Origin of the sequence: Roseobacter sp. HKCCD7870 (assembly GCF_037830315.1) — a bacterium.
GTDB lineage: Bacteria > Pseudomonadota > Alphaproteobacteria > Rhodobacterales > Rhodobacteraceae > M30B80.
This window is the reverse complement of the sequence record NZ_JBBLYO010000003.1, coordinates 94026-115092: the sequence shown is the minus strand read 5'-3', so window position 1 is coordinate 115092 and position 21067 is coordinate 94026. Positions and strand designations below refer to the sequence as shown.

The 21067-nt window shown below is 56.5% G+C and carries 21 protein-coding genes; 15 read left to right on the top strand and 6 right to left on the bottom strand.

Annotated elements, in window-relative coordinates; genetic code table 11:
- Positions 1-27 precede the first annotated feature (27 nt).
- The 5 genes from AAC637_RS11950 to yaaA all read left to right on the top strand — a co-directional run bounded on the left by AAC637_RS11950 (position 28) and on the right by yaaA (position 5388).
- Positions 28-1236, top strand: coding sequence for an NAD(P)/FAD-dependent oxidoreductase (locus AAC637_RS11950; RefSeq protein WP_340303774.1), 1209 nt, complete (start codon positions 28-30; stop codon positions 1234-1236).
- Positions 1236-1796: a 16S rRNA (guanine(966)-N(2))-methyltransferase RsmD gene (gene rsmD, locus AAC637_RS11945; protein ID WP_340303773.1), complete on the top strand. Its 561-nt coding sequence runs from the start codon at positions 1236-1238 to the stop codon at positions 1794-1796. The genes AAC637_RS11950 and rsmD overlap by 1 nt, the downstream gene beginning before the upstream one ends.
- Positions 1797-1798: 2 nt before the next feature.
- On the top strand, positions 1799-2458 hold the full coding sequence (locus AAC637_RS11940) for an HAD family hydrolase (RefSeq protein WP_340303772.1): 660 nt from the start codon (positions 1799-1801) through the stop codon (positions 2456-2458).
- Between the two features lie 61 nt (positions 2459-2519).
- A complete protein-coding gene (recQ, locus tag AAC637_RS11935; RefSeq protein ID WP_340303771.1) occupies positions 2520-4562 on the top strand; it encodes a DNA helicase RecQ in 2043 nt (680 codons plus the stop codon).
- Positions 4563-4614: 52 nt separating this feature from the next.
- Positions 4615-5388 (top strand): peroxide stress protein YaaA, encoded by a 774-nt coding sequence (yaaA, locus tag AAC637_RS11930; RefSeq protein WP_340303770.1) that lies wholly within the window; start codon positions 4615-4617, stop codon positions 5386-5388.
- Here the strand turns inward: yaaA and AAC637_RS11925 are convergent.
- Both AAC637_RS11925 and AAC637_RS11920 read right to left on the bottom strand, forming a co-directional pair.
- Entirely contained in the window at positions 5385-5681 is a 297-nt protein-coding gene (locus AAC637_RS11925; RefSeq protein WP_317657154.1) for a DUF1244 domain-containing protein, read from the bottom strand. The genes yaaA and AAC637_RS11925 overlap by 4 nt on opposite strands.
- A 23-nt stretch (positions 5682-5704) precedes the next feature.
- Positions 5705-6475: an N-formylglutamate amidohydrolase gene (locus AAC637_RS11920; protein WP_340303769.1), complete on the bottom strand. Its 771-nt coding sequence runs from the start codon at positions 6473-6475 to the stop codon at positions 5705-5707.
- A 195-nt stretch (positions 6476-6670) separates the two neighbouring features.
- On the opposite strand from AAC637_RS11920, the gene pyk reads away from it, so the two are divergent.
- The 6 genes from pyk to pheT all read left to right on the top strand — a co-directional run bounded on the left by pyk (position 6671) and on the right by pheT (position 12924).
- Entirely contained in the window at positions 6671-8119 is a 1449-nt protein-coding gene (pyk, locus tag AAC637_RS11915; RefSeq protein ID WP_340303768.1) for a pyruvate kinase, read from the top strand.
- Positions 8120-8125: 6 nt separating this feature from the next.
- A complete protein-coding gene (locus AAC637_RS11910; protein ID WP_340303767.1) occupies positions 8126-8353 on the top strand; it encodes a hypothetical protein in 228 nt (75 codons plus the stop codon).
- Positions 8354-8465: 112 nt separating this feature from the next.
- On the top strand, positions 8466-8666 hold the full coding sequence (rpmI, locus tag AAC637_RS11905; RefSeq protein ID WP_317657150.1) for a 50S ribosomal protein L35: 201 nt from the start codon (positions 8466-8468) through the stop codon (positions 8664-8666).
- Between the two features lie 12 nt (positions 8667-8678).
- The gene (rplT, locus tag AAC637_RS11900; protein ID WP_317657149.1) at positions 8679-9038 is read left to right on the top strand and encodes a 50S ribosomal protein L20; all 360 of its coding nucleotides are present in this window, start codon (positions 8679-8681) and stop codon (positions 9036-9038) included.
- Positions 9039-9193: 155 nt separating this feature from the next.
- Positions 9194-10264: a phenylalanine--tRNA ligase subunit alpha gene (gene pheS / locus AAC637_RS11895; protein ID WP_340303766.1), complete on the top strand. Its 1071-nt coding sequence runs from the start codon at positions 9194-9196 to the stop codon at positions 10262-10264.
- Positions 10265-10515: 251 nt separating this feature from the next.
- Positions 10516-12924 carry a phenylalanine--tRNA ligase subunit beta gene (gene pheT, locus AAC637_RS11890; protein WP_340303765.1) on the top strand — a complete coding sequence of 803 codons (2409 nt, stop codon included), beginning with the start codon at positions 10516-10518 and terminating at the stop codon, positions 12922-12924.
- Here pheT and AAC637_RS11885 read toward each other — a convergent pair.
- The 4 genes from AAC637_RS11885 to ilvD form a co-directional block, all read right to left on the bottom strand.
- Positions 12921-13292: a hypothetical protein gene (locus AAC637_RS11885; protein ID WP_340303764.1), complete on the bottom strand. Its 372-nt coding sequence runs from the start codon at positions 13290-13292 to the stop codon at positions 12921-12923. The two genes, pheT and AAC637_RS11885, sit on opposite strands and share 4 nt — an antisense overlap.
- Before the next feature lie 16 nt (positions 13293-13308).
- Entirely contained in the window at positions 13309-14085 is a 777-nt protein-coding gene (locus AAC637_RS11880; protein ID WP_340303763.1) for a DUF6478 family protein, read from the bottom strand.
- A gap of 87 nt (positions 14086-14172) precedes the next feature.
- Complete coding sequence (locus AAC637_RS11875; RefSeq protein ID WP_340303762.1) at positions 14173-15033, bottom strand: hypothetical protein; 861 nt, start codon at positions 15031-15033, stop codon at positions 14173-14175.
- Positions 15014-16747: a dihydroxy-acid dehydratase gene (ilvD, locus tag AAC637_RS11870; RefSeq protein WP_340303761.1), complete on the bottom strand. Its 1734-nt coding sequence runs from the start codon at positions 16745-16747 to the stop codon at positions 15014-15016. The genes AAC637_RS11875 and ilvD overlap by 20 nt, the downstream gene beginning before the upstream one ends.
- Before the next feature lie 156 nt (positions 16748-16903).
- On the opposite strand from ilvD, the gene AAC637_RS11865 reads away from it, so the two are divergent.
- From AAC637_RS11865 to AAC637_RS11850, 4 genes are all read left to right on the top strand, one after another.
- The gene (locus AAC637_RS11865) at positions 16904-17818 is read left to right on the top strand and encodes a CPBP family intramembrane glutamic endopeptidase (RefSeq protein WP_340303760.1); all 915 of its coding nucleotides are present in this window, start codon (positions 16904-16906) and stop codon (positions 17816-17818) included.
- A gap of 61 nt (positions 17819-17879) precedes the next feature.
- On the top strand, positions 17880-18794 hold the full coding sequence (gene accD, locus AAC637_RS11860; protein WP_340303759.1) for an acetyl-CoA carboxylase, carboxyltransferase subunit beta: 915 nt from the start codon (positions 17880-17882) through the stop codon (positions 18792-18794).
- 2 nt (positions 18795-18796) lie between these two features.
- Positions 18797-20071, top strand: coding sequence for a bifunctional folylpolyglutamate synthase/dihydrofolate synthase (locus AAC637_RS11855; protein WP_340303758.1), 1275 nt, complete (start codon positions 18797-18799; stop codon positions 20069-20071).
- A gap of 40 nt (positions 20072-20111) precedes the next feature.
- A complete protein-coding gene (locus tag AAC637_RS11850; protein ID WP_340303757.1) occupies positions 20112-21059 on the top strand; it encodes an AEC family transporter in 948 nt (315 codons plus the stop codon).
- Positions 21060-21067: the final 8 nt, after the last annotated feature.

Genomic DNA, 21067 nt, shown 5'->3' with positions numbered 1-21067 from the left:
AGACCAAATCTGACGAAGGGCGCGCAAATGGCAGGGATTGCAATTATTGGGGCCGGGCAGGCAGGGGCGGCGCTTGCCACCAAACTGCGCAGCGAAGGGTATGAGGGCGAAATTGCACTCTTTGGCCGTGAGCGCGTGCCCCCCTATCAGCGCCCGCCCTTGTCAAAGGCCTATCTCTTGGGAGAAAGCCCGAAAGAGCGCCTCTTTCTTCGCCCTGAAACCTTCTACGCCGATCAGAACATCACTCTGCATCTTGGGCAGACCATCACCGAAATTGATGCCGCAGCACAAAGCATCACCACGGCTGAGGGGGCGGATTTCTCCTATGACCAACTTGCCTTTACCACGGGCGCAGAACCCCGCCGCCTGAGTGCCGAACAAGGGGGCGATTTGGGTAATGTCTTGACCATGCGCAGCATGGATGATGCCGACAGGCTCGCGCCCCTATTGGAGAACGGCAAACACGCTGTGATTATCGGAGGTGGTTATATCGGTTTAGAGGCCGCCGCCGTCTGCGCCAAGCGCGAGATGCAGGTTACCGTGATCGAGGCCGCCCCACGTATCTTGGGCCGTGTCGCTTGTGAAGAAACCGCCACCTATTTCCGCGACTTGCATGAGAGCAATGGTGTCACCATCCGCGAAGGCGTGGGGCTTGATCGGCTCAGTGGCACCGATGTGGTGCAGGCAGTGCATCTCACCTCGGGCGAGACTTTGGCGGCGGATTTGGTTCTGGTGGGCATAGGGATCATACCTGAAACCCAACTGGCCGAAGCCGTAGGGGTTGCGCTGGATCGGGGGATCGCAACAAACGAGATGGGGGCAACCTCGCTTCCGCATATTTGGGCCGCAGGGGATTGCACAAGCCTAGCCTATCGGGGGGAACGTATCCGCCTTGAATCGGTGCAAAACGCGATTGATCAAGCCGAGGCCGTGGCCTGTAACATGCTTGGGGCTGCCACACCTTATGTCCCAAAGCCTTGGTTCTGGTCGGATCAATATGACACGAAACTGCAAATCGCAGGATTGAACACGGGCTATGATCGCATTGTCATTCGCGACAATGGCGAGGGTGCGCGCTCGCATTGGTATTATCAGGGCGACACGCTCTTGGCGGTGGATGCGATGAATGACCCCCGCGCTTATATGGTGGGCAAGCGATTGATTGAAGCGGGCAAAAGCCCTGATGCTGCAGCCATTCAAGATACAAGCGGCGATATAAAATCGCTCCTGCGCTGATGCGGATTATTGGCGGGACATTGCGCGGCAAGAAATTGGCCGAGCTTGGCGCGGGTGATCTGGCCGCACATTTGCGACCGACCTCTGACCGCGTCCGCGAAAGCCTGTTCAATCTTTTGATCAACGGGGCGCGCGGAAATCTTGTGTCAGAGGCGCGCGTCCTTGATCTTTTTGCGGGGACGGGCGCCTTGGGGTTGGAGGCGCATAGTCGCGGTGCAGGCTATGTGCAATTTGTGGAAAATGGCGCAAAATCAAACGCCATTCTGCGCGAGAATGTCACTGCCTGCCGCGCCGAAGCGACAACCCACATTCACCGAATTGACGCGCTGAAACTGGCGCGCGCGACATTGCCCCCCTCAACCCTCATTTTCCTTGATCCGCCCTATGGAAAATCCATGGGCGAAGCAGCCCTTGCCGCAGCCCTGTCGGGCGGTTGGATCGCGCCCGAGGCCATTGTGGTTTGGGAGGAAAGCACCCCCCCTGTTTTGCCACCAGAATTCACCCTTCTTGATCAGCGCAGCTATGGTGGCACGCTGATCACCCTAGCCCAAAGATTTTAATCATGCCCCTTTCCGCTGCCCCTCAACTTGTGATTTTCGACTGCGATGGCGTCTTGGTGGATAGCGAGCCAATCACGAACCAAATCTTAGTCGACAATCTGGCGCGTTATGGTTTGCAGGTGTCACTTGCCGATTGCATGACGCTTTTTGTGGGCGGCACCATGCGGGGGGTAGAGACCCGCGCGCGCGAGTTGGGGGCCGACTTACCCAAAGATTGGATTGATGAGATTTACGGCGATATTTACGCGCGCCTGCGCCAAGGCCTGCCATCCGTTCGCGGAATCGAAGCCGTGCTTGATCGGCTAGAGGCGGCAGATATTCCCTATTGCGTGGCCTCAAATGGCAGCGAGGAAAAGATGGAGATTACCCTTGGCGCAACGGGGCTTGCGCGCCGCTTTGAGGGCAATCGCTTTTCGGCCCATACGCTTGGCGTGGCCAAGCCTGATCCGCGCTTGTTTTTGATTGCGGCTGAGAAAATGGGGGGCGATGCCGCCCATGCCGCAGTGATCGAAGACAGCCCCACAGGCGCAAAAGCGGCCGCGCGGGCGCATATTCCCTGCTTTGGCTATGCGGAACATGATGACGGCGCGCGCCTTGCTGCGGAAGGGGCCTATGTGTTCCACGATATGGCAGATTTGCCTGCGCTTTTGCGCTTGCCTTAACCTTGTGCCTTTGGCCCCGATATGGGACAGAAAGGCCAAAGCAGCAAAAAAATAATCAGGCATGAGCAGCGCAGAGGCCCTTTTATCCCGTGTATTCGGCTTCCAAAGTTTCCGCCCTGGACAGGCGGAGATTGTCGAGGCCGTGGCCAAAGGTGAAAACGTCCTCGCCATTATGCCGACAGGTGGGGGGAAATCCCTTTGCTTTCAGCTGCCCGCCTTGATGCGTGATGGCGTCACTTTGGTCATTTCGCCCCTGATTGCATTGATGCGAGACCAAGTGCGGGGGTTGCGCGAGGCAGGGATCAATGCAGGCGCGCTCACCTCAGGCAATACCGCCGAAGAAACCGATGCGGTCTGGGACAGTCTGTCCAAAGGCGAATTGAAACTTCTCTATATCGCACCAGAACGCTTGGCCTCGAGCGGGATGGAGCGGCTTTTGGCAAAATCGAATGTCAGCTTGATTGCCGTGGATGAGGCCCATTGTGTCAGCCAGTGGGGCCATGACTTTCGGCCTGATTATCTGAAAATTGGCGCGCTCAGGCGCAGCCTTGATGTGCCGCTTGCCGCCTTTACCGCGACAGCGGATGCCGAAACCCGTGCCGAGATTGTCACGCGGCTCTTTGATGGCCAAGCACCACAAACTTTTTTACGCGGCTTTGACAGGCCAAATCTGAGCCTTGCCTTCGAGGTGAAAAATCAACCACGCCAACAAATCTTATCTTTTGCAGCAGCGCGCAAAGGACAGTCAGGCATTGTCTATTGTGGCACACGCGCAAAGACAGAAACCTTGGCACAAGCCATTCGCGAGGCGGGGCACAATGCCTGCTATTATCATGGCGGGATGGAGGCCGAAGATCGGCGCATCGTTGAAAGCCGCTTTGCCAATGAGGATGGTTTGGTTGTGGTTGCCACTATCGCCTTTGGAATGGGGGTCGATAAACCTGATATCCGTTGGGTGACCCATGCCGATCTGCCCAAATCCATTGAAGGCTATTACCAAGAAATCGGGCGCGCAGGTCGCGATGGCGCACCGGCGGACACGCTCACACTCTATGGCCCCGAAGATATCCGATTTCGCCGCACCCAAATTGACGAGGGGCTAGCCCCGCCAGACCGCAAAGCGGCAGATCACGCACGGCTGAACGCGCTTTTGGGTTTGGCCGAGGCAATTTCTTGCCGCAGGCAGGTCTTGCTGCGTTATTTCGGGGAAGATAGCGCGCCTTGCCAGAATTGCGATCTGTGCCAAACCCCGCCTGCGTTATTCGAAGCAGGCGAGGCCGTTCAAAAGGCGCTATCGGCCATTTTGCGCACGGGCGAAAGTTTCGGTGTTGGCCACCTAACCGATATTCTGGTCGGCAATCCGACCGAAAAAGTGCGTGAGCGCGGCCATGACAGTTTGCCCACATTTGGGGTCGGGCGCGAATTTGATACGCGCGGATGGTCAGCCGTTTTTCGGCAAATGATGGGCCATGATTTGGTGCGGCCCGACCCAACACGGATGGGGGCCTTGCGGATGACTGAGGCCGCGCGACCGATATTGCGCGGGGAACAGGGGATCACACTGCGCCGCGATACGGTGCAAAAAACAACGCGCCAACCGCAGGTCAAAACACTCGTTTCCGAGGATGATGCGCCCCTATTATCTGCCCTCAAGGCCAAGCGCCGTGCATTGGCCGAGGCGGGCGGCGTGCCACCCTATGTCATTTTCACCGACAAAACCCTGATCGAAATGGCGCAAACGCGGCCCCATGACCTTGACGCTATGGCACGCATCTCAGGCGTAGGCGCGGTTAAACTGGAACGCTATGGCGCAGATTTTCTGGCCATCATTACAGGGGAAAGCAGCGCCAAGCTGCATCCTGCACGCCGCAAATTGGCGGGGCAGGCAGGGGCTGATCTCTATGATCAATTGCTCGAATGTCAGGCGGGGCTGTATCACGGAGCAGATAACACCGAAAAACCCTTAAGCTGCACCGCTGCGCAAATCGCGAAAATTGCGCAAATGCGTCCGCGAGATGCGCAGAGCCTGTCGCGGATTCTGGATGAAAAGCGTATCGCACGATTTGGTGACGCTTTTCTCGAAATTTTGCGCATGGGTGGATAATCACCGCGCCTAAGCCTAAGTTAGGGTCAAGTTCTGGTTCAGGAGGTTTGATATGCTGGTCGTCATTTCCCCCGCAAAGCGTCTTGATTGGGCTGCGCAAGAGGCAGCCACAACCACACCTGCCTTTGCCGCGAACGCGCGCGAATTGGCGGCCGTGGCTAAGAAACTGAAGCCCGCTGATCTGAAAAAGCTGATGTCCATCTCTGACGATTTGGCAAAGCTGAACCATGAGAGGTACCAGAATTTTGAGGCCGAAACCGATCTGCGCCCCGCAATCTATGCTTTTGCAGGGGACACTTATACGGGACTAGAGGCGCAAAGCCTCTCTGACGATGGTTTGCGCTATGCCCAAGACCATTTGCGAATTTTATCGGGACTTTATGGTGTTCTGCGCCCGCTGGACGCCATTGCGCCGTATCGCCTTGAGATGGGCAGCCGCATGAAAAACGCCAAAGGGGCCAACCTCTATGCCTATTGGGGCGATCGTTTGGCACAAGCCCTTAACGAGCAGGCACAAGCCACTGGCAGCACATATTTGGTTAACTGCGCCTCGGTCGAATATTTCGGCGCGGTGGATGAAAGCAGCCTCGCCCTGAAGGTCATCACCCCCGTTTTCATGGAGGACAAACCCGCAGGGCCAAAAATCGTGAGTTTTTTCGCGAAAAAGGCACGCGGTGCAATGGCGCGGTTTATTGTTGAAAACCGTATCACCGACCCTGAAGGCCTCAAGGATTTTGATCTTGGCGGCTATAAATTCGCGCCAGAGCTCAGCACTGCAGAAAAGCCGACTTTCCTGCGGGATGAGGCCGCTGCAAAGGCGGCTTAATCGGCGGGTTTGTTCTTTTCGAAATCCGCCAATTGCGCGGCGCTCGCATCGGATTGATACTGCGCTTTCCAATCGTCATAGGGCATTCCGTAAATTGCTTCGCGGGCCGTTTCTTTGTCGATGGAAAGACCCTGTTCCTCAGCCGCTTCTTGATACCACCGCGAGAGGCAATTGCGGCAGAACCCTGTCAGGTTCATCATATCAATATTCTGAACATCTTTGCGGCTATCAAGATGCGCCAACAGGCGGCGAAATGCGGCGGCTTCAAGTTCGGTGCGGGTCTGCTGATCCATTCTGCCCTCTCCTTTATCTTACACTAAACTTGGGCATCCCGAAGGGCTTGGTCAAGCAAAGGGGCCAATCGCACGGCCCATGCTTTTTGATCCTCGGGGCGTTCAATCAAATCATTGCGCAATTCAATCAACACATGGGGTCGCCCTGTCTGTAGGCCATGGCGATCCATTGCATCCCCACCCAAGGCCCCTGAATATGGCTGGTTATCACCCACACAAAGATCCGCTTCGCCACGCAAGAGATCAAGCAGTGGCGCAGCCAAGCGCGTGTCTTGTGCATAGAGCACCCCAACCTGCCACGGGCGCAGGGCGCGACCGCGGAATTGCGGGGTAAAGGAATGCACCGCCAAAAGCACAGGGTTGGGCCGCGCAGCAATCGCTTGGGCCAAAGCGTTGTGATAGGGGCGGTGGAACTTCGCCAAGCGGCGCTCAACTTCAACCTCGTCCACATGGCGATTGGTCGGAATGATGGTTCCATCATACAGTTTCATCACCAAGGTCGGATCATCCTCGCCCCGATTGGGATCAATCACCAAACGTGAAAAAGTCGAGGCGAAAACGGGCGCATCCATCAGCACACCCAAATGGCGCGCGACACCCAAAGCACCGACATCATAGGCGATATGGCGCGCCATATCTTCGGGCGCGATTTGAAGATCACCACCGTTGACACAAGGCGGCACCGTATTGGACGCATGATCCACGGAAATTACCCAACGAGAGGGACGCATTTCCCCCTCGACTGTGACGGGCACAAAATCAGGATCCGATATTTGCAGGTTTGACTTAGCCATCGTCACGGAATGCTCACACTTGTTTGTCAGATTGGGGTTGAATATCAATCGAAGTGACAAAGGGCTAGGTCATCAATTCGAATTGAAGATAGATTGCTCTTATGCGCGCTTCGTCTATAAGAGGCGCAAGATGTGAGCGCTAACATTCGCGCAAAGCAGAACCAGACCAAGAGAACGGCCAGAGGGGAAGATCGGATGAAACGGATGCGGAATGTGAAAATTGTTGCCACATTGGGGCCTGCCTCCAGTGACGAAGCGACAATTGAGGCGCTGTTCGAAGCAGGCGCGGATGTGTTCCGCCTTAATATGAGTCATGGCACGCAGGACGACATCGCCGCCCGCCATGCAATCATTCGCCGTATCGAAGAAAAAACAGGCCGCCCCATAGCAATCTTGGCCGATTTGCAAGGGCCAAAACTACGCTGCGGCGTGTTTGAGGGCGATGCCGCGCAAGATCTCGAAGAGGGGGCTGCCTTCCGTTTTGACCTCGACAAAACACCGGGTGACGCGACCCGCGTTTGTCTGCCCCATCCAGAAATTTTTGAAGCCTTGGAAGTTGGCGCGCATCTTTTGGTGAATGATGGCAAGCTTAAGCTGCGTGTCACCAAATGCGGCAAGGATTTTGCCGAATGTGTCGCGCTCAATGCGGGCACAATTTCGAACCGCAAGGGCGTGAACGTGCCTGATGTGGTGCTGCCTTTGGCGGCGCTTTCGGCAAAAGACCGCAGTGATCTGGAATTCGCTTGCGAATTGGGGGTGGATTGGTTGGCGCTGTCCTTTGTGCAGCGTGCCGCTGACGTTGAAGAGGCCCGTGGATTGGCGAAGGGCCGTGCGGCGATCTTGTCGAAAATTGAAAAGCCCGCGGCCGTGAAGGCGTTTGATGAAATCCTTGCCGCTTCAGATGGGATCATGGTGGCACGCGGTGATTTGGGCGTGGAATTGCCAGTCCAAAACGTGCCGCCCATCCAAAAGCGTCTGGTGCGCAAATGCCGTTCTGCGGCCAAGCCCGTGATTGTGGCAACCCAGATGCTTGAATCCATGATCGAGAGCCCCGTGCCAACCCGCGCCGAAGTCTCGGATGTGGCAACCGCGATTTATGAGGGTGCGGATGCTGTCATGCTCAGCGCTGAGTCAGCGGCAGGCCAATATCCGATTGAGGCCGTTCGCACGATGGACGCGGTCGCGCGCGAAGTGGAAAGTGATCAAACCTATCGCGAAGTTATTGACGCGTCCCGCCGTGTGAACCGCGCCAGTGTTGCGGATGCAATCGTGGTGGCCGCGCGGGAAATCGCCGAAACAACCAACATCAAAGCGATTTGCTGCTTCACCCAATCAGGCACCACCGCCGCCCTTGTGGCGCGCGAGCGGCCTTGCGTGCCCGTGATTGGCCTGACGCCCGTCTTACGGGTGGCGCGGCGGATGTGTCTGACATGGGGAACAACCTGCGTGCTGACCGAAAAGGTCGAGCGCTTCAAAGGCGCCGTCATCAGCGCCGCGCGCGCCGCGCGCGAAGGTGGCTTCGCTGAAGCTACGGATCAGATTGTGGTGACAGCAGGGGTGCCGTTTAACGTGCAAGGCACAACAAATATTCTGCGGGTCGCCCCTTGTGATGAACGGCTGATTTATTCTGCCGATCCTGAGTAACTGTGAATGCCCCTCGTGAACCTATTTTTGGTGACAGGGACACTCTGCGCCGGGCTTGGCGCGGTTGCGGTGATCTCAGCTTGGGCAAATCGTAAACGAAACGTCACCGCGGCGGGCGTTTTGGGGGCAGGGCTGGCGATGCTGATTGCGGTTTATACCCTCAGCGGCCTTCCTATCGGATGGGCGCCATTTGCAGCAAGTTTTGTTGAGGTGGCGGCACTTATACTCCGCTGAAGAGGGGTTGCGCTTTCACCGTTTTGGGGGTAAGCGGCGCTCTCCAACGGTGCGAGCGGCCAAAAGTGGCATGCCGAATCGCGCTTGAACGTTGCCTAAGAAGGAGACGAAAATGCCCAAGATGAAGACGAAGTCGAGCGCCAAAAAGCGCTTCAAAATGACGGCGAGTGGCAAGGTCAAAGCTGGCCAAGCTGGCAAGCGCCACGGCATGATCAAGCGGACAACCAAGTTCATCCGCGACGCGCGCGGCACGACAACATTGTCGGCCCCTGACGCGAAGATCGTCAAAACCTACATGCCATACGCTCGTTAAGGAGGCGCTGAGATGTCCCGCACAAAAGGTGGTACCGTCACCCATCGCCGTCACAAGAAGGTTCTTGACGCGGCAAAAGGTTATTATGGCGCGCGTTCGCGCAACTTCCGCACTGCAACGCAGGCGGTCGATAAAGCCAACCAATACGCAACCCGCGACCGCAAGGCGCGTAAGCGTCAATTCCGCGCTTTGTGGATTCAGCGCATCAACGCTGCCGTGCGCAGCTTTGACGCCGATCTGAGCTATTCGCGCTTTATCAATGGTCTTGCAAAAGCAGGAATCGAAGTCGACCGCAAGGTTCTGGCTGATCTCGCTGTGCATGAGCCAGAAGCGTTTGGGGCGATTGTTGCACAGGCGAAAGCCGCGCTCTGATTTGCGCCAAAATTTGGTAAGTGAAACCCCTGCCAACGATTTGGCGGGGGTTTTTCTTTGCTGAACACGCAGCTAAAAGCCATTGCCCCTGTTGCAGGCCTTGCATTTGAGGGTTCTTGTGATAGCTCAAGCGGCAATTCTACGGAGACAAACCCATGACCGCATTTGATGACCTGCGCCACCTTTGGCTTGATCGCATTGCTCAGGCTTCGGACGAAGCCTCACTTGAAGAGTTGCGTGTGGCTGCCCTTGGCAAAAAAGGTGAGATCAGCCTGAAGATGCGCGAACTGGGGCAGATGAGCGCCGAAGAGCGTCAGGTGGCAGGCCCCGCGCTGAACGCGCTGAAGGATGAGGTCAACAGCGCGCTTGTGGCGAAGAAAACCGCGCTTGGCGATGCCGCACTGGATGAACGGCTGAAGGCAGAATGGCTAGATGTGACCCTGCCCGCCCGCCATCGCCGTCAGGGCAGCATCCACCCCGTGAGCCAAGTCACCGAAGAAATCACCGCGATTTTCGCGGATATGGGTTTTGCCGTGGCAGAAGGCCCGCAGATTGAAACCGATTTCTACAATTTCGATGCGCTAAATATTCCAGGCCATCACCCTGCCCGCGCGGAGATGGACACATTTTACACCCACCGCGCCGAAAGGGACGACCGCCCGCCCCATGTGCTGCGCACGCATACAAGCCCCGTGCAAATCCGTTATATGGAGGCCAATGGCGCGCCTTGCCGCATCATTGCACCCGGTCGCGTCTATCGCGCCGATTACGACCAGACCCATACACCGATGTTCCATCAGGTCGAGGGCTTGGCAATTGATAAAGATATTTCGATGGCCAATCTGAAATGGGTTTTGGAGGAGTTCTTCTCGGCCTTTTTCGGCACGGCAGTCAAAACGCGCTTCCGCGCCTCGCATTTCCCCTTCACCGAACCTTCCGCCGAGGTAGACATCCAATGCTCATGGGAAGGCGGCACGGTGAAAGTGGGCGAGGGCAATGACTGGCTCGAGGTGTTGGGGTCAGGCATGGTGCATCCAAAGGTGCTGCAAGCAGGCGGGATTGACCCCAATGAATGGCAAGGCTTTGCCTTTGGCATCGGGATCGACCGCTTGGCGATGCTGAAATACGGCATCCCCGACCTGCGCGCTTTTTTCGATTCAGACCTGCGCTGGCTGCGCCATTACGGCTTTGCGAGCTTGGATATGCCGAATTTGCATCGGGGATGAAGGGGATCAATCCCCACACCCCGCCCGAATAGCGCCGAAGGCGCCGGGCAAGCGCCTGCCCGCCCCATCGGGCTGGCGCTATGGCACCGCCTTCGCGCGCTCGGGGGTCGCCCGATCTTGAAACGATAAAGTGCTGACCCCAAAACGGATCAGCGCCACCCCACGGGCAGGCGCGCGCCCTCATTCCACCCTTCCAATCACGCGCGCCGTGGTTTAATCGACATCCGACCGCTTAAACGGAGGCCCACGTCATGAAATTCACGCTGTCTTGGCTGAAAACCCATCTCGACACCACCGCTTCGGTTGAGGACATCGCCGATGCGCTGACCGATCTTGGGCTTGAGGTGGAGGGGCTCGAAAACCCAGCCGCGAAATTGGCAGGGTTTCGTCTGGGCCGCGTCACCCATGCCGAACAGCACCCAGATGCGGATCGTCTGCGCGTCTGCACTGTGGCAACCGATGAGGGGGACAAGCAAATTGTCTGCGGCGCGCCGAATGCGCGTGCGGGCATCACTGTGGTTGTCGCGCGCCCAGGTGACTATGTGCCGGGCATTGATGTGACCCTTTCGGTCGGCAAAATCCGCGGGGTCGAAAGCCACGGGATGATGTGTTCCGAGCGGGAATTGGAGCTTTCGGACGAACATAACGGCATCATCGAATTACCTTCGGGCGAGGTGGGTCAAAGCTTTGCCGATTGGTTGGCAGAGCATGATCCAGAAAAGATTGACCCTGTGATTGAAATTGCCATCACCCCGAACCGCCAAGATGCGCTTGGAGTGCGTGGCGTGGCGCGGGATTTGGCCGCACGCGGGCTTGGCACGTTGAAACCCTATGAGGTCGCCCCTGTCAAAGGCAGTTACCCCTGCCCGATCTCGGTGACGATTGACGCCGATACGCTTGATGGCGCGCCGCATTTCACAGGCCGCGTGATCCGTGGCGTAAAGAACGGGCCATCGCCCGCGTGGTTGCAAGCGCAGCTCAAAGCCATCGGCCTGCGCCCCATCTCCGCCTTGGTCGATATCACCAATTTCTTCACCTATGACCAAAACCGACCCTTGCACGTTTTTGATGCCGATAAGGTCAAAGGCGGCTTGCGCGTTCACCGCGCCAAAGGTGGCGAAGAATTATTGGCCTTGGACGAGAAAGCCTACCGCTTCGGCGCGGGCCATATGGTGATTTCCGATGACAATGGCCCCGAAAGCATGGCGGGCATCATGGGCGGTGAAGAAACGGGATGCACGGATGAGACCGTGAATGTGTTTCTTGAATCGGCTTGGTGGGATCCTGTTCAAATCGCCTATACAGGGCGTGATCTGAAAATCCATTCGGATGCGCGATATCGCTTTGAGCGCGGGGTTGACCCTGAATTCACCCGTGACGGGCTTGAGGCGGCAACGCAGATGATCCTTGATCTGTGCGGGGGCGAAGCCTCGGATGTGGTTGAGGCGGGCGCGGCGCTGAAAACGGCGCGCAGCTACAGCTTGAACCCTGCGCGCGTGATCAGCCTTGTCGGTATGGACATCCCGCGCGAGGAACAGGTGCGCATCCTGACCGCGCTTGGTTTTTCAGCCAGCGGCAGTGGCGAGACGCTTGAGGTTTGGGTGCCCTCGTGGCGGCGCGATGTTCAAGGTGAGGCGGATTTGGTGGAAGAAGTGGCGCGTGTCGCCTCGCTCACCAAACTGGCGCCAAAGCCCTTGCCACGCCTCAGCACAGGCGTGACGCGCGCTGTCCTGACCCCAATGCAAAAACGTGAAGCCACAGGGCGGCGCACCCTTGCCGCTTTGGGGTATGATGAATGCGTCACCTATAGCTTTATTGATCAAAAATCTGCGACGCTCTTTGGGGGTGGCACGGATGCGGTGCGTTTGGAGAATCCGATTTCTTCGGAAATGAGCCATATGCGTCCCGCGCTTTTGCCTGGCCTTTTGCAGGCAGCAGCCCGCAATCAGGCGCGCGGCATGACAGATTTGGCCTTGTTTGAACTGGGGGCCGCTTTCCATGGTGGCGAGCCAGAAGAACAGCATACGCAGGCCGCTGGTCTTTTAATTGGGCAAACTGGCCCGCGTGACCCGCATGGGGCACGCCGCGCTGTGGATGTATTTGATGCCAAAGCCGATGCAGAAGCCGCCCTTTCTGCCATGGGTGCGCCTGCGCGGATGCAAATCATGCGCAGCGATGACCCATGGTGGCATCCCGGGCGGCATGGGGTTCTGTGCCTTGGCCCCAAGAAAATTTTGGGCGTTTTCGGTGAAATTCACCCCAAAATCTTGCGCGAGATGGATGTGAAAGGCCCTGCGATAGGGTTTGTTCTTTACCCAGCTGAAATTCCATTGCCCAAAAATACCACGGCCAGCCGTGGCGCCTTGGAAATCAGTGATCTGCAACCCGTAGAGCGCGATTTCGCCTTTGTCACCGATGTCACCACCGCTTCCCTTGATCTGGTCAATGCGGCCCTTGGCGCAGATAAGGCTTTGATCACCGATGTTAGCGTCTTTGACGAATTCATCGGCGGCTCACTTGGGGAAGGGCGCAAATCAATCGCGCTAACCGTTCGGATGCAACCGCGCGACAAAACATTGACCGAGGACGAAATCGAAGCCACTGCCGCCAAAATCATTGAAAAAGTGGGTAAGGCGACGGGGGCAACCTTGCGCGGTTAATCTGCGCCCGTTTCGCTGCAATGGCGGCGAAAGGCGGATTTTAGCAAATCAAATTTTGAGCGCAGTATGTCCAACTCAGCGCGCAGATCTCCCGCAATCTGCGGATCACAGACGACAGAAAACTGATCCAATACCGCCCCTGTCTCATGGCGGATGTCGACAATTTGCACCTGCGCCCCAATCAGACGTGCTGGCAGTTCAAGGCGCAGAACACAGGCGCGACCTGTGCCACGCGTGGCCGTTCCGGTGGCAATGACCTGCCCGTTCACAACAGCCTCAAAGCGCAATGCGTCCTCGGTCATATGGGCCACTGTGGCCTCATAAAACCCATCTTTCAGGCTCAACCGCGCAAGCGTCAGTTCCGTCATGCTTTGATCCCCTTACTCAAAGTTCGGCGCGCGGCATGCACACCACGAGAAAATCGCTCATCTGCAATAAGTTCATGCTGGGGCGCTCGAAAATCAGATCAATCCAGATATTTTCGATCCGTTTGTCGTTTACTTTGGAATAGGCCATATCGAATTCGGCACTGAGCCTGCCGTTGTGCCATTCCATTTTGCGCACCATTTGCTCGGAATTCGGGCCATGGATCACATTGACCCGCGCATAAAGGTCAATCGGGAAATCCATGCTGATATCGAGCGAAACTTGAAGAATATCCGACAGCTTAACGCTCGCCGCCCGCGCACGGGGCACATCAAGCGCCATGGATAAAAACGATCCATCAAACCGAAAAACTTCTAAGGAAATGGCAAAAGGGGCGCTTGCGTGAGGATCATTGCGCGGGGTTTGGCGCAAAATAATCTCTGATTGCGTGCAATCATGAAAAATCTTGAGCCCCCCTTTCAGATCAAAGGGGCTTTGCACCGCAACTGTGGTCGCGGGTTCAATCGGTTGAAACAAGGCATCAGGGCGATACCCCCAATGCGCAATTTCAGGCAAACCCTCTTGGCGGTCTTTTCCAATGGCGCGGCGGCGTAAATCCTGATTAGCCAATCGCGCCAACGCCATCAAATCACTTGCATAGGCGATGGCCTCAGCGCGGCGCTTTTGCAAATCCGATAGGGACAGTTTGCCAAGCCGCGCTTTCAAAGCCGCGATATCGGCGTTGAATTTTATCCATCTGGCCTGCGATAATGACGGCCGGCGCCAGAGCCCCATCCCATTGCCCTCAAGCTTGGCCCGCCCCTCCCAGTCAGAGGGGGGCCTTTTTCCAGTTTAGCAAAGATAGAGGTAAGGGGATTTTCTCTAATTGAAAAGCCTACGCAGCAATCCAATCGTATCAAGTGTGCGCACAACCGTGCGCGCGGCCCGTGCGGGTGACACGGTGCGGGTGGTTGGGCGGGTTGGCGCACTGCTTCCTGAACCATCGCCGCTTTGCGCGGTGGCTTGATCACTATCATACGGGCCATCGGGCAAGGGGGTTGGCTCCGCCTCGGCCAAAATCGCGGGCTGTAAACTTGTTTGATTATTGGTCGTAGCGATTTGACCCGCAAAGGCGCGCAACGTCTCAAGGCTTTGCGCCTCGGTGAGGTTACTGTCTTCGAGCGCAAGAACACTGAGCGTGGCGATGCGGTTGCCCACATCCATATAGACGCGCCAGTAATCTTCTTTCACACCCCGAATGCTGCTGGCCGAACTGTCGCGCGCATTCAAGAAGAACACATCGCCTTGGTGAAACATATCCAGAATTTCAACCGAATTTGGATCTTGGTCGCGGCTCAACAAGCCACGCCCTTGCTCGGAGGTGAAAAATGCAGCCATAGCAGGGATATTGCTGCGCAAACTGCCCTCTGGCCCTGCCTCGGAAATGGCGGCCGTCAGGATTGAGGGATGTTCTGGCTGTGGCAGGCGCGGTGAATTTCCAATAGCCGCGCAATTTCCCAAAAGCACAAAGGCGCTTATGCCGCGATCTTGGGTCGCCGCAGGATCTATGCAAAACCCATCAGGCCCAGTGACCACCAAGCGGTCACTGGTTACGGCAATTTCTGTATCCACATCTGGAAGGGGCCCCGCATAAGGCGCCCCACCGCCCGAGCAGCCGAAAAGAAAAAGGCCCGCACCCAAGAGGGTGCAGGCCTGAACGGATTTAGATGTCCATATAGACATGCTTCTCCTCTTTGCCGCCTGGATGCGTGACCGCCCCATAGCGCGCTGAACCCACCTGTTGCGCATATTTCCAAAGCGCACCTGTGGCGTAGATGGTTGGCTTTGCGCCTTGCCAATCGGCGCGGCGGGCTTCCAATTCGGCGTCAGACAGATCAACGCTGATCTCCCCATTGATCGCGTCAATCGTGATCATATCCCCGTTCTTCAAGAGACCGATTGGCCCACCATGGGCGGCCTCTGGCCCAACGTGACCGACACAGAAACCACGGGTCGCACCCGAGAAGCGGCCATCAGTGATCAGCGCAACTTTCTTACCCATGCCCTGACCAGACAGGGCCGCCGTGGTTGCCAACATCTCACGCATACCTGGCCCGCCAGACGGGCCTTCATTGCGGATGACAATCACTTCGCCCTCTTTGTAATCACGGGTTTGAACAGCCGCGAAAGCATCTTCTTCTGATTCAAACACGCGGGCAGGGCCTGTGAATACAAGCTGCTCTTTTGCCATACCCGCAACCTTTACGATGGCACCATCTGGGGCAAGGTTCCCTTTCAGACCGACCACACCGCCTGTTGGCGATAGGGGTTTCTCGATGGGATAGATCACGCGACCATCTGCTTCGCGGGTAATAATGTCGATCTCTTCACCAATGCTGCGGCCTGTTATGGTCAAGCAATCCTCATGGATCAGACCTGCTTTCCGCAATTCTTTGAGAACGACAGGAACGCCGCCCGCCTCATACATATCTTTGGCCACATATTGGCCACCAGGTTTGAGGTCGACAAAGTATGGGGTGTCTTTGAAGATCTCGCAGACATCAAACAGATCGAAATCAATACCCGCCTCATGGGCGATGGCAGGCAAATGGAGGCCCGCATTGGTCGAGCCACCCGTGCAAGCGACAACGCGCGCGGCGTTCTCAAGGCTTTTGCGGGTCACGATATCGCGGGCGCGAATGTTCTTTTCGATAAGCTTCATCACAGCTTCGCCCGAAGCCACGCCATATTGGTCGCGGGACTCGTAAGGCGCAGGCGCACCTGCTGAATTGGGCAGGGCCAAACCGATGGCCTCAGATACACAGGCCATGGTGTTTGCCGTAAACTGACCGCCACAGGCGCCTGCCGAAGGACAGGCCACACGTTCCAAAATAGCGAGTTGTTCGTCAGAGTAATTGCCCGCCTGATGCTGACCCACCGCCTCAAAAACGTCTTGCACGGTTACATCTTTGCCGTCCAACCGACCCGGCAGGATGGAGCCGCCATAGATAAACACCGATGGCACGTTGAGGCGCACCATGGCCATCATCATCCCGGGCAGGGATTTATCACAGCCCGCCAAACCCACCAGCGCGTCATAGCAATGCCCGCGCATGGTCAATTCAACAGTATCCGCAATCGCTTCGCGCGAGGCCAAGGAGGAACGCATCCCCTCATGCCCCATCGCGATCCCATCGGTCACAGTGATGGTGGTAAATTCGCGCGGCGTGCCATTTGCGTGCTTTACACCCAATTTCACCGCCTGCGCCTGACGGCTGAGCGCAATGTTACAAGGCGCTGCTTCGTTCCAGCAGGTGGCGACACCCACAAAAGGCTGCGCGATTTCGTCCTCGGTCAAGCCCATCGCATAGTAATACGAGCGATGCGGTGCGCGCGCAGGCCCTTGCGTCACGTGACGGCTTGGCAGTTTGGACTTATCGAATTTGCTCTGCGACATGGCAGCCTCCCTTGGGGTCGATAGAAATGTTACACTCGGCATAAACTTTGGGCCCCTGTGGCACAAGCGCGATTGGAAAAAGACCCATGAAACCTAAGTTTCAGACTATAGATGGGCCATTTATGGGTTCAAGCGGAATGGGGATTTAAAGCGCCGATGCTTCGGGGATTTTTTGCACCACAAAATCAGCCCAATTTGATGGTCGAGGCCGCGCGGGCGCAACCTGCGTTGTGGCGGGTGATTGTGGGCATGGTCAATTGCCTTTTGACCTATGTCTTGGGGCTGTTGGCCTATTTCTATGCAATGTCGCATCTGATCGGCACAAAATTCGAAGCCGTATGGACGGCTGACCCGCAAACATCTGGCCCGAGCCTGACGCTGATCCTTCTGGGCAGTTTCATGACAATGCTGGTTGGCCCGTTTTTTGTGGCATGGCTGCTGCATGATCGCAGCCCATGGTCACTGTTTGGCCCATTGCGCCAAATGCACCGACAGTTCTGGATTGCAGTGGCGGTGTTTTCTGCCCTCGCGACACTCAGCACGCTGATCCCTACCGAGTTTGCCCTTGTGAGAAGTCTGGGCCTAAATCAATGGTTGCTTTTGCTGCCTCTCGCCCTTGGGCTGATTGCCATTCAGACAGGGGCCGAAGAACTTCTGTTTCGCGGCTATATTCAAAGCCAACTGGCCGCGCGTTTCAAATCCCCAATCATCTGGGCGGTTTTGCCGTCCGTTCTGTTTGGTCTTGCCCATTTTGCACCAGAAGAACATGGCAGCGCGGCGTGGTATCTTGTGTTGGCCACAGGCATTTTCGGGCTTTGCGCCGCTGATTTGACCCATCGCTTTGGCACAATCGGGCCAGCATGGGGATTTCACTTTGCGAATAATGTGATGGCAATGTTGGCTGTTTCGCTGCCCGGTGCTTCGGGGGGGATTGCCCTTTATCATTTACCAATTGCAGCCAATGATGCCGAAGCCATGGTTCCCCTCATCTTGCGCGACATTGCTGTTACAATTGTGATTTGGCTTGGCATCCGTTTTGCCCTGATATGGCGTGAAAATGCCCATCGCTGATTGCAATCTGCCGCGCCATTGCCTATTGCGAGTGTAAGGATCGGCCAATGGAAAAGACCCAATGAACTGGATCACCAACTACGTCCGCCCAAGGATCAATTCGATGTTCTCGAAGCGCGATATGCCCGAGAACCTTTGGACGAAATGCGATGAATGCGGAACCATGCTGTTCCATCGTGAATTGAGCGACAATCTGAATGTCTGCACAAATTGCGATCATCACATGGTCATTACCCCGCGAGAGCGGTTCAATGCCTTGTTCGATAGTGGTATTTTCACCGAGGTCGAAGTGCCAAAGCCAATTGCAGACCCGCTGCAATTCCGCGACCAAAAGCGCTATCCCGACCGCATGAAGGCGGCACAGAAATCCACGGGCGAAACCGATGCGATGCTTGTGGCCGAGGGTGAAATGGGGCGCACGCCCATCGTGGCCTGTGCACAAGATTTCAGCTTCATGGGCGGCTCAATGGGGATGTATGTTGGCAATGCCATCATTGCCGCTGCCGAGCGCGCGGTTAAATTAAAGCGCCCTCTGATCCTGTTCTCCGCTGCAGGTGGCGCGCGGATGCAAGAGGGTATCCTCAGCCTGATGCAAATGCCCCGCACCACAGTTGCGGTAAATATGCTCAAAGAGGCCAACCTGCCTTATATCGTGGTTCTGACCCATCCAACCACAGGGGGCGTAACCGCCTCTTATGCGATGCTCGGCGATGTGCAGATTGCCGAACCAAATGCGTTGATCTGCTTTGCTGGGCCAAGGGTGATTGAGCAAACCATTCGTGAAAAGTTGCCCGAAGGGTTCCAACGCGCCGAATATCTGTTGGATCACGGGATGCTTGACCGCGTGACACATCGCACCGCGTTGCGCGATGAGTTGATCTCGATCCTTCGGATGCTGATGGGCATGGAACCCCCAGTAAAAGGGGATTTGCCCGCCCCAACTGAGGCTCCGCCAAACGAGGCGGAGGCAAAATAAAAGTGAGCACCCCCCGCTCGGATCTCTTGTTGGAGCGCATGATGGCGCTTCACCCAAAGATCATTGACCTAACGCTCGATAGAATGTGGCGGATCTTGGCCGCCCTTGGTGATCCGCAACAGGCGTTGCCGCCTGTCATTCATATCGCGGGCACCAATGGCAAAGGGTCGACCCTCGCCTATATTCGCGCAGGGCTTGAGGCGGCAGGGAAAAGCGCACATGCCTATACATCACCGCATTTGGCACGGTTTCATGAACGCATTCGGTTGGCGGGAACGCTGATTGACGAAAACCACCTATCTGACATTCTTGATGAATGTTTGGCGGCCAATGGCCCAGATGCGATTACCTATTTCGAAATCACCACAGCCGCCGCGCTTTTGGCATTTGCCAGAAATCCTGCCGATTACACGCTGTTAGAGGTGGGTTTGGGCGGACGTTTGGATGCAACCAATGTCATCGACAGCCCCGCATTAAGCGTGATCACCGCCGTTGATCTCGACCATCAACAATATCTTGGCGATACAATCGAGGATATCGCAGGCGAAAAGGCAGGCATTATCAAGCGCGGGCGTCCCATAATTGTTGCCCCGCAGCAAGAGGCCGCACTGGAGGTGATCGAAGCACGCGCCGCGCGGCTTGGCGCGCCGATCTATGCCTATGGCCAACACTGGCATGTTACGACCGAAGCAGGGCGATTGATTTTCCAAGATGAAACAGGCCTTTTAGACTTGCCGCTGCCCGCCCTTGCGGGCCCGCATCAAATCCAAAATGCAGGCACGGCCCTTGCCGCAATGCGGGTATTGGGTTTGGACGATGCGGCCTGCGAGGGTGCCATGCGCAACGTCACTTGGCCCGCGCGCATGCAGCGGCTGCGCCAAGGGCCGCTGTTTGACACTGCACCCGATGCTGAACTTTGGCTTGATGGGGGGCACAACCCCCATGCCGCGCTTGCCATTGCGGCCACGCTCAAAGGCTTGCCCCAGCGCGAGACGCATTTGATTTGCGGCATGCTGAACACAAAAGATGTGACAGGCTTCATGGCCCCGCTTGCGCCCTTCGCCTCATCGCTGCACGCTGTCTCAATTCACGGCCAAGCCGCAACACTGAGTGCCGAGGACACAAAGGCAGCCGCAACCCGTGCAGGTATAGAGGCCCAAACCTCACCAGATGTGATCAGCGCCTTGCGCGACATCTGCGCCACAACCCCGAATGCGCGGGTTTTGATCTGTGGTTCCCTTTACTTGGCGGGCGAAATTCTAAAAGAAAACGGCTAGGCTACTAGACAGCGCCTGCACTCTGGCCTAGCCCTATTTCATGCTCGCGATATTCCTCAAAACACTTCCATTTTTTGCGCTGATCGGTGTGGGTTTCCTTGCCGCGTATCGTGGGTTTTTCACGCAAAGCGCGACCGCCTATCTGACAAAATTCGTGTTTTACTTCGCGCTATCGGCCATGTTGTTTCGCTTTGCCTCGACCTTATCACTTGGCGATATTTTCGATTGGAATTTCATCGGGGCCTATCTGTTTGGATGTTTCGCGATTTATGCGCTTGCGACTGTCGTTGCCTTAATCCGAAAGCGGCCCGCTTCGGAAGCTGCGATTGAAGCGCAATGTGCCGTTATCGGGAATACAGGGTTCTTGGGCGTGCCGATGTTGGTGGTTTTGATGGGGCCTGCGGCAGCGGGGCCTGTCTTGATGATCTTGGCCACTGATTTGATCATTTTCTCAAGCTTGATCGTGATCATAATCACGGCAAGCCGCGATGGCCGCATGAGCCTGACAATTTTCCGCTCAATCGCGATTGGGTTGGTAAAAAATCCGATGATTGTGTCGATGGTCGCGGGGCTATCCGTCTCTGCCGCGGGGCTAAGCCTTCCTGCACCTGTGGATGAATTCTTGGCACTATTGGGCGCGGCGGCGACCCCATGTGCGCTCTTCGCAATTGGGGCGTCATTGGCAGGCAAATCAACCGAGCGGGCTTCGGTCGCGCTTTGGCTGTCATTCGCCAAGCTGATCTTACACCCTGCCGCTGTCGCCATTGGTGCGCTTATAATTTTCGAGGTTGATCCCTATGCGGCTGCAGTGATGATCGCGGCCTCCTCGCTGCCTGTGGCAGGAAATATCTATATGCTGGCGCAGCATTACAACGTGGCCCCGCAACGGGTGTCTGCCTCGATTCTGATGTCGACCGCCATTTCCATCCTCACTGTGTCGCTTGTGATCGGATGGCTGTCTCAAATGGCGGGCCTAAGCCTGCCTTGATCGCGAAA

Coding starts and splice junctions, on each gene's coding strand:
- AAC637_RS11950 (WP_340303774.1), top strand. CDS start 28: ATGGCAGGGATTGCAATTATTGGGGCCGGGCAGGCAGGGGCGGCGCTT.
- rsmD (WP_340303773.1), top strand. CDS start 1,236: ATGCGGATTATTGGCGGGACATTGCGCGGCAAGAAATTGGCCGAGCTT.
- AAC637_RS11940 (WP_340303772.1), top strand. CDS start 1,799: ATGCCCCTTTCCGCTGCCCCTCAACTTGTGATTTTCGACTGCGATGGC.
- recQ (WP_340303771.1), top strand. CDS start 2,520: ATGAGCAGCGCAGAGGCCCTTTTATCCCGTGTATTCGGCTTCCAAAGT.
- yaaA (WP_340303770.1), top strand. CDS start 4,615: ATGCTGGTCGTCATTTCCCCCGCAAAGCGTCTTGATTGGGCTGCGCAA.
- AAC637_RS11925 (WP_317657154.1), bottom strand. CDS start 5,681: ATGGATCAGCAGACCCGCACCGAACTTGAAGCCGCCGCATTTCGCCGC.
- AAC637_RS11920 (WP_340303769.1), bottom strand. CDS start 6,475: ATGGCTAAGTCAAACCTGCAAATATCGGATCCTGATTTTGTGCCCGTC.
- pyk (WP_340303768.1), top strand. CDS start 6,671: ATGAAACGGATGCGGAATGTGAAAATTGTTGCCACATTGGGGCCTGCC.
- AAC637_RS11910 (WP_340303767.1), top strand. CDS start 8,126: ATGCCCCTCGTGAACCTATTTTTGGTGACAGGGACACTCTGCGCCGGG.
- rpmI (WP_317657150.1), top strand. CDS start 8,466: ATGCCCAAGATGAAGACGAAGTCGAGCGCCAAAAAGCGCTTCAAAATG.
- rplT (WP_317657149.1), top strand. CDS start 8,679: ATGTCCCGCACAAAAGGTGGTACCGTCACCCATCGCCGTCACAAGAAG.
- pheS (WP_340303766.1), top strand. CDS start 9,194: ATGACCGCATTTGATGACCTGCGCCACCTTTGGCTTGATCGCATTGCT.
- pheT (WP_340303765.1), top strand. CDS start 10,516: ATGAAATTCACGCTGTCTTGGCTGAAAACCCATCTCGACACCACCGCT.
- AAC637_RS11885 (WP_340303764.1), bottom strand. CDS start 13,292: ATGACGGAACTGACGCTTGCGCGGTTGAGCCTGAAAGATGGGTTTTAT.
- AAC637_RS11880 (WP_340303763.1), bottom strand. CDS start 14,085: ATGGGGCTCTGGCGCCGGCCGTCATTATCGCAGGCCAGATGGATAAAA.
- AAC637_RS11875 (WP_340303762.1), bottom strand. CDS start 15,033: ATGTCTATATGGACATCTAAATCCGTTCAGGCCTGCACCCTCTTGGGT.
- ilvD (WP_340303761.1), bottom strand. CDS start 16,747: ATGTCGCAGAGCAAATTCGATAAGTCCAAACTGCCAAGCCGTCACGTG.
- AAC637_RS11865 (WP_340303760.1), top strand. CDS start 16,904: ATGCTTCGGGGATTTTTTGCACCACAAAATCAGCCCAATTTGATGGTC.
- accD (WP_340303759.1), top strand. CDS start 17,880: ATGAACTGGATCACCAACTACGTCCGCCCAAGGATCAATTCGATGTTC.
- AAC637_RS11850 (WP_340303757.1), top strand. CDS start 20,112: ATGCTCGCGATATTCCTCAAAACACTTCCATTTTTTGCGCTGATCGGT.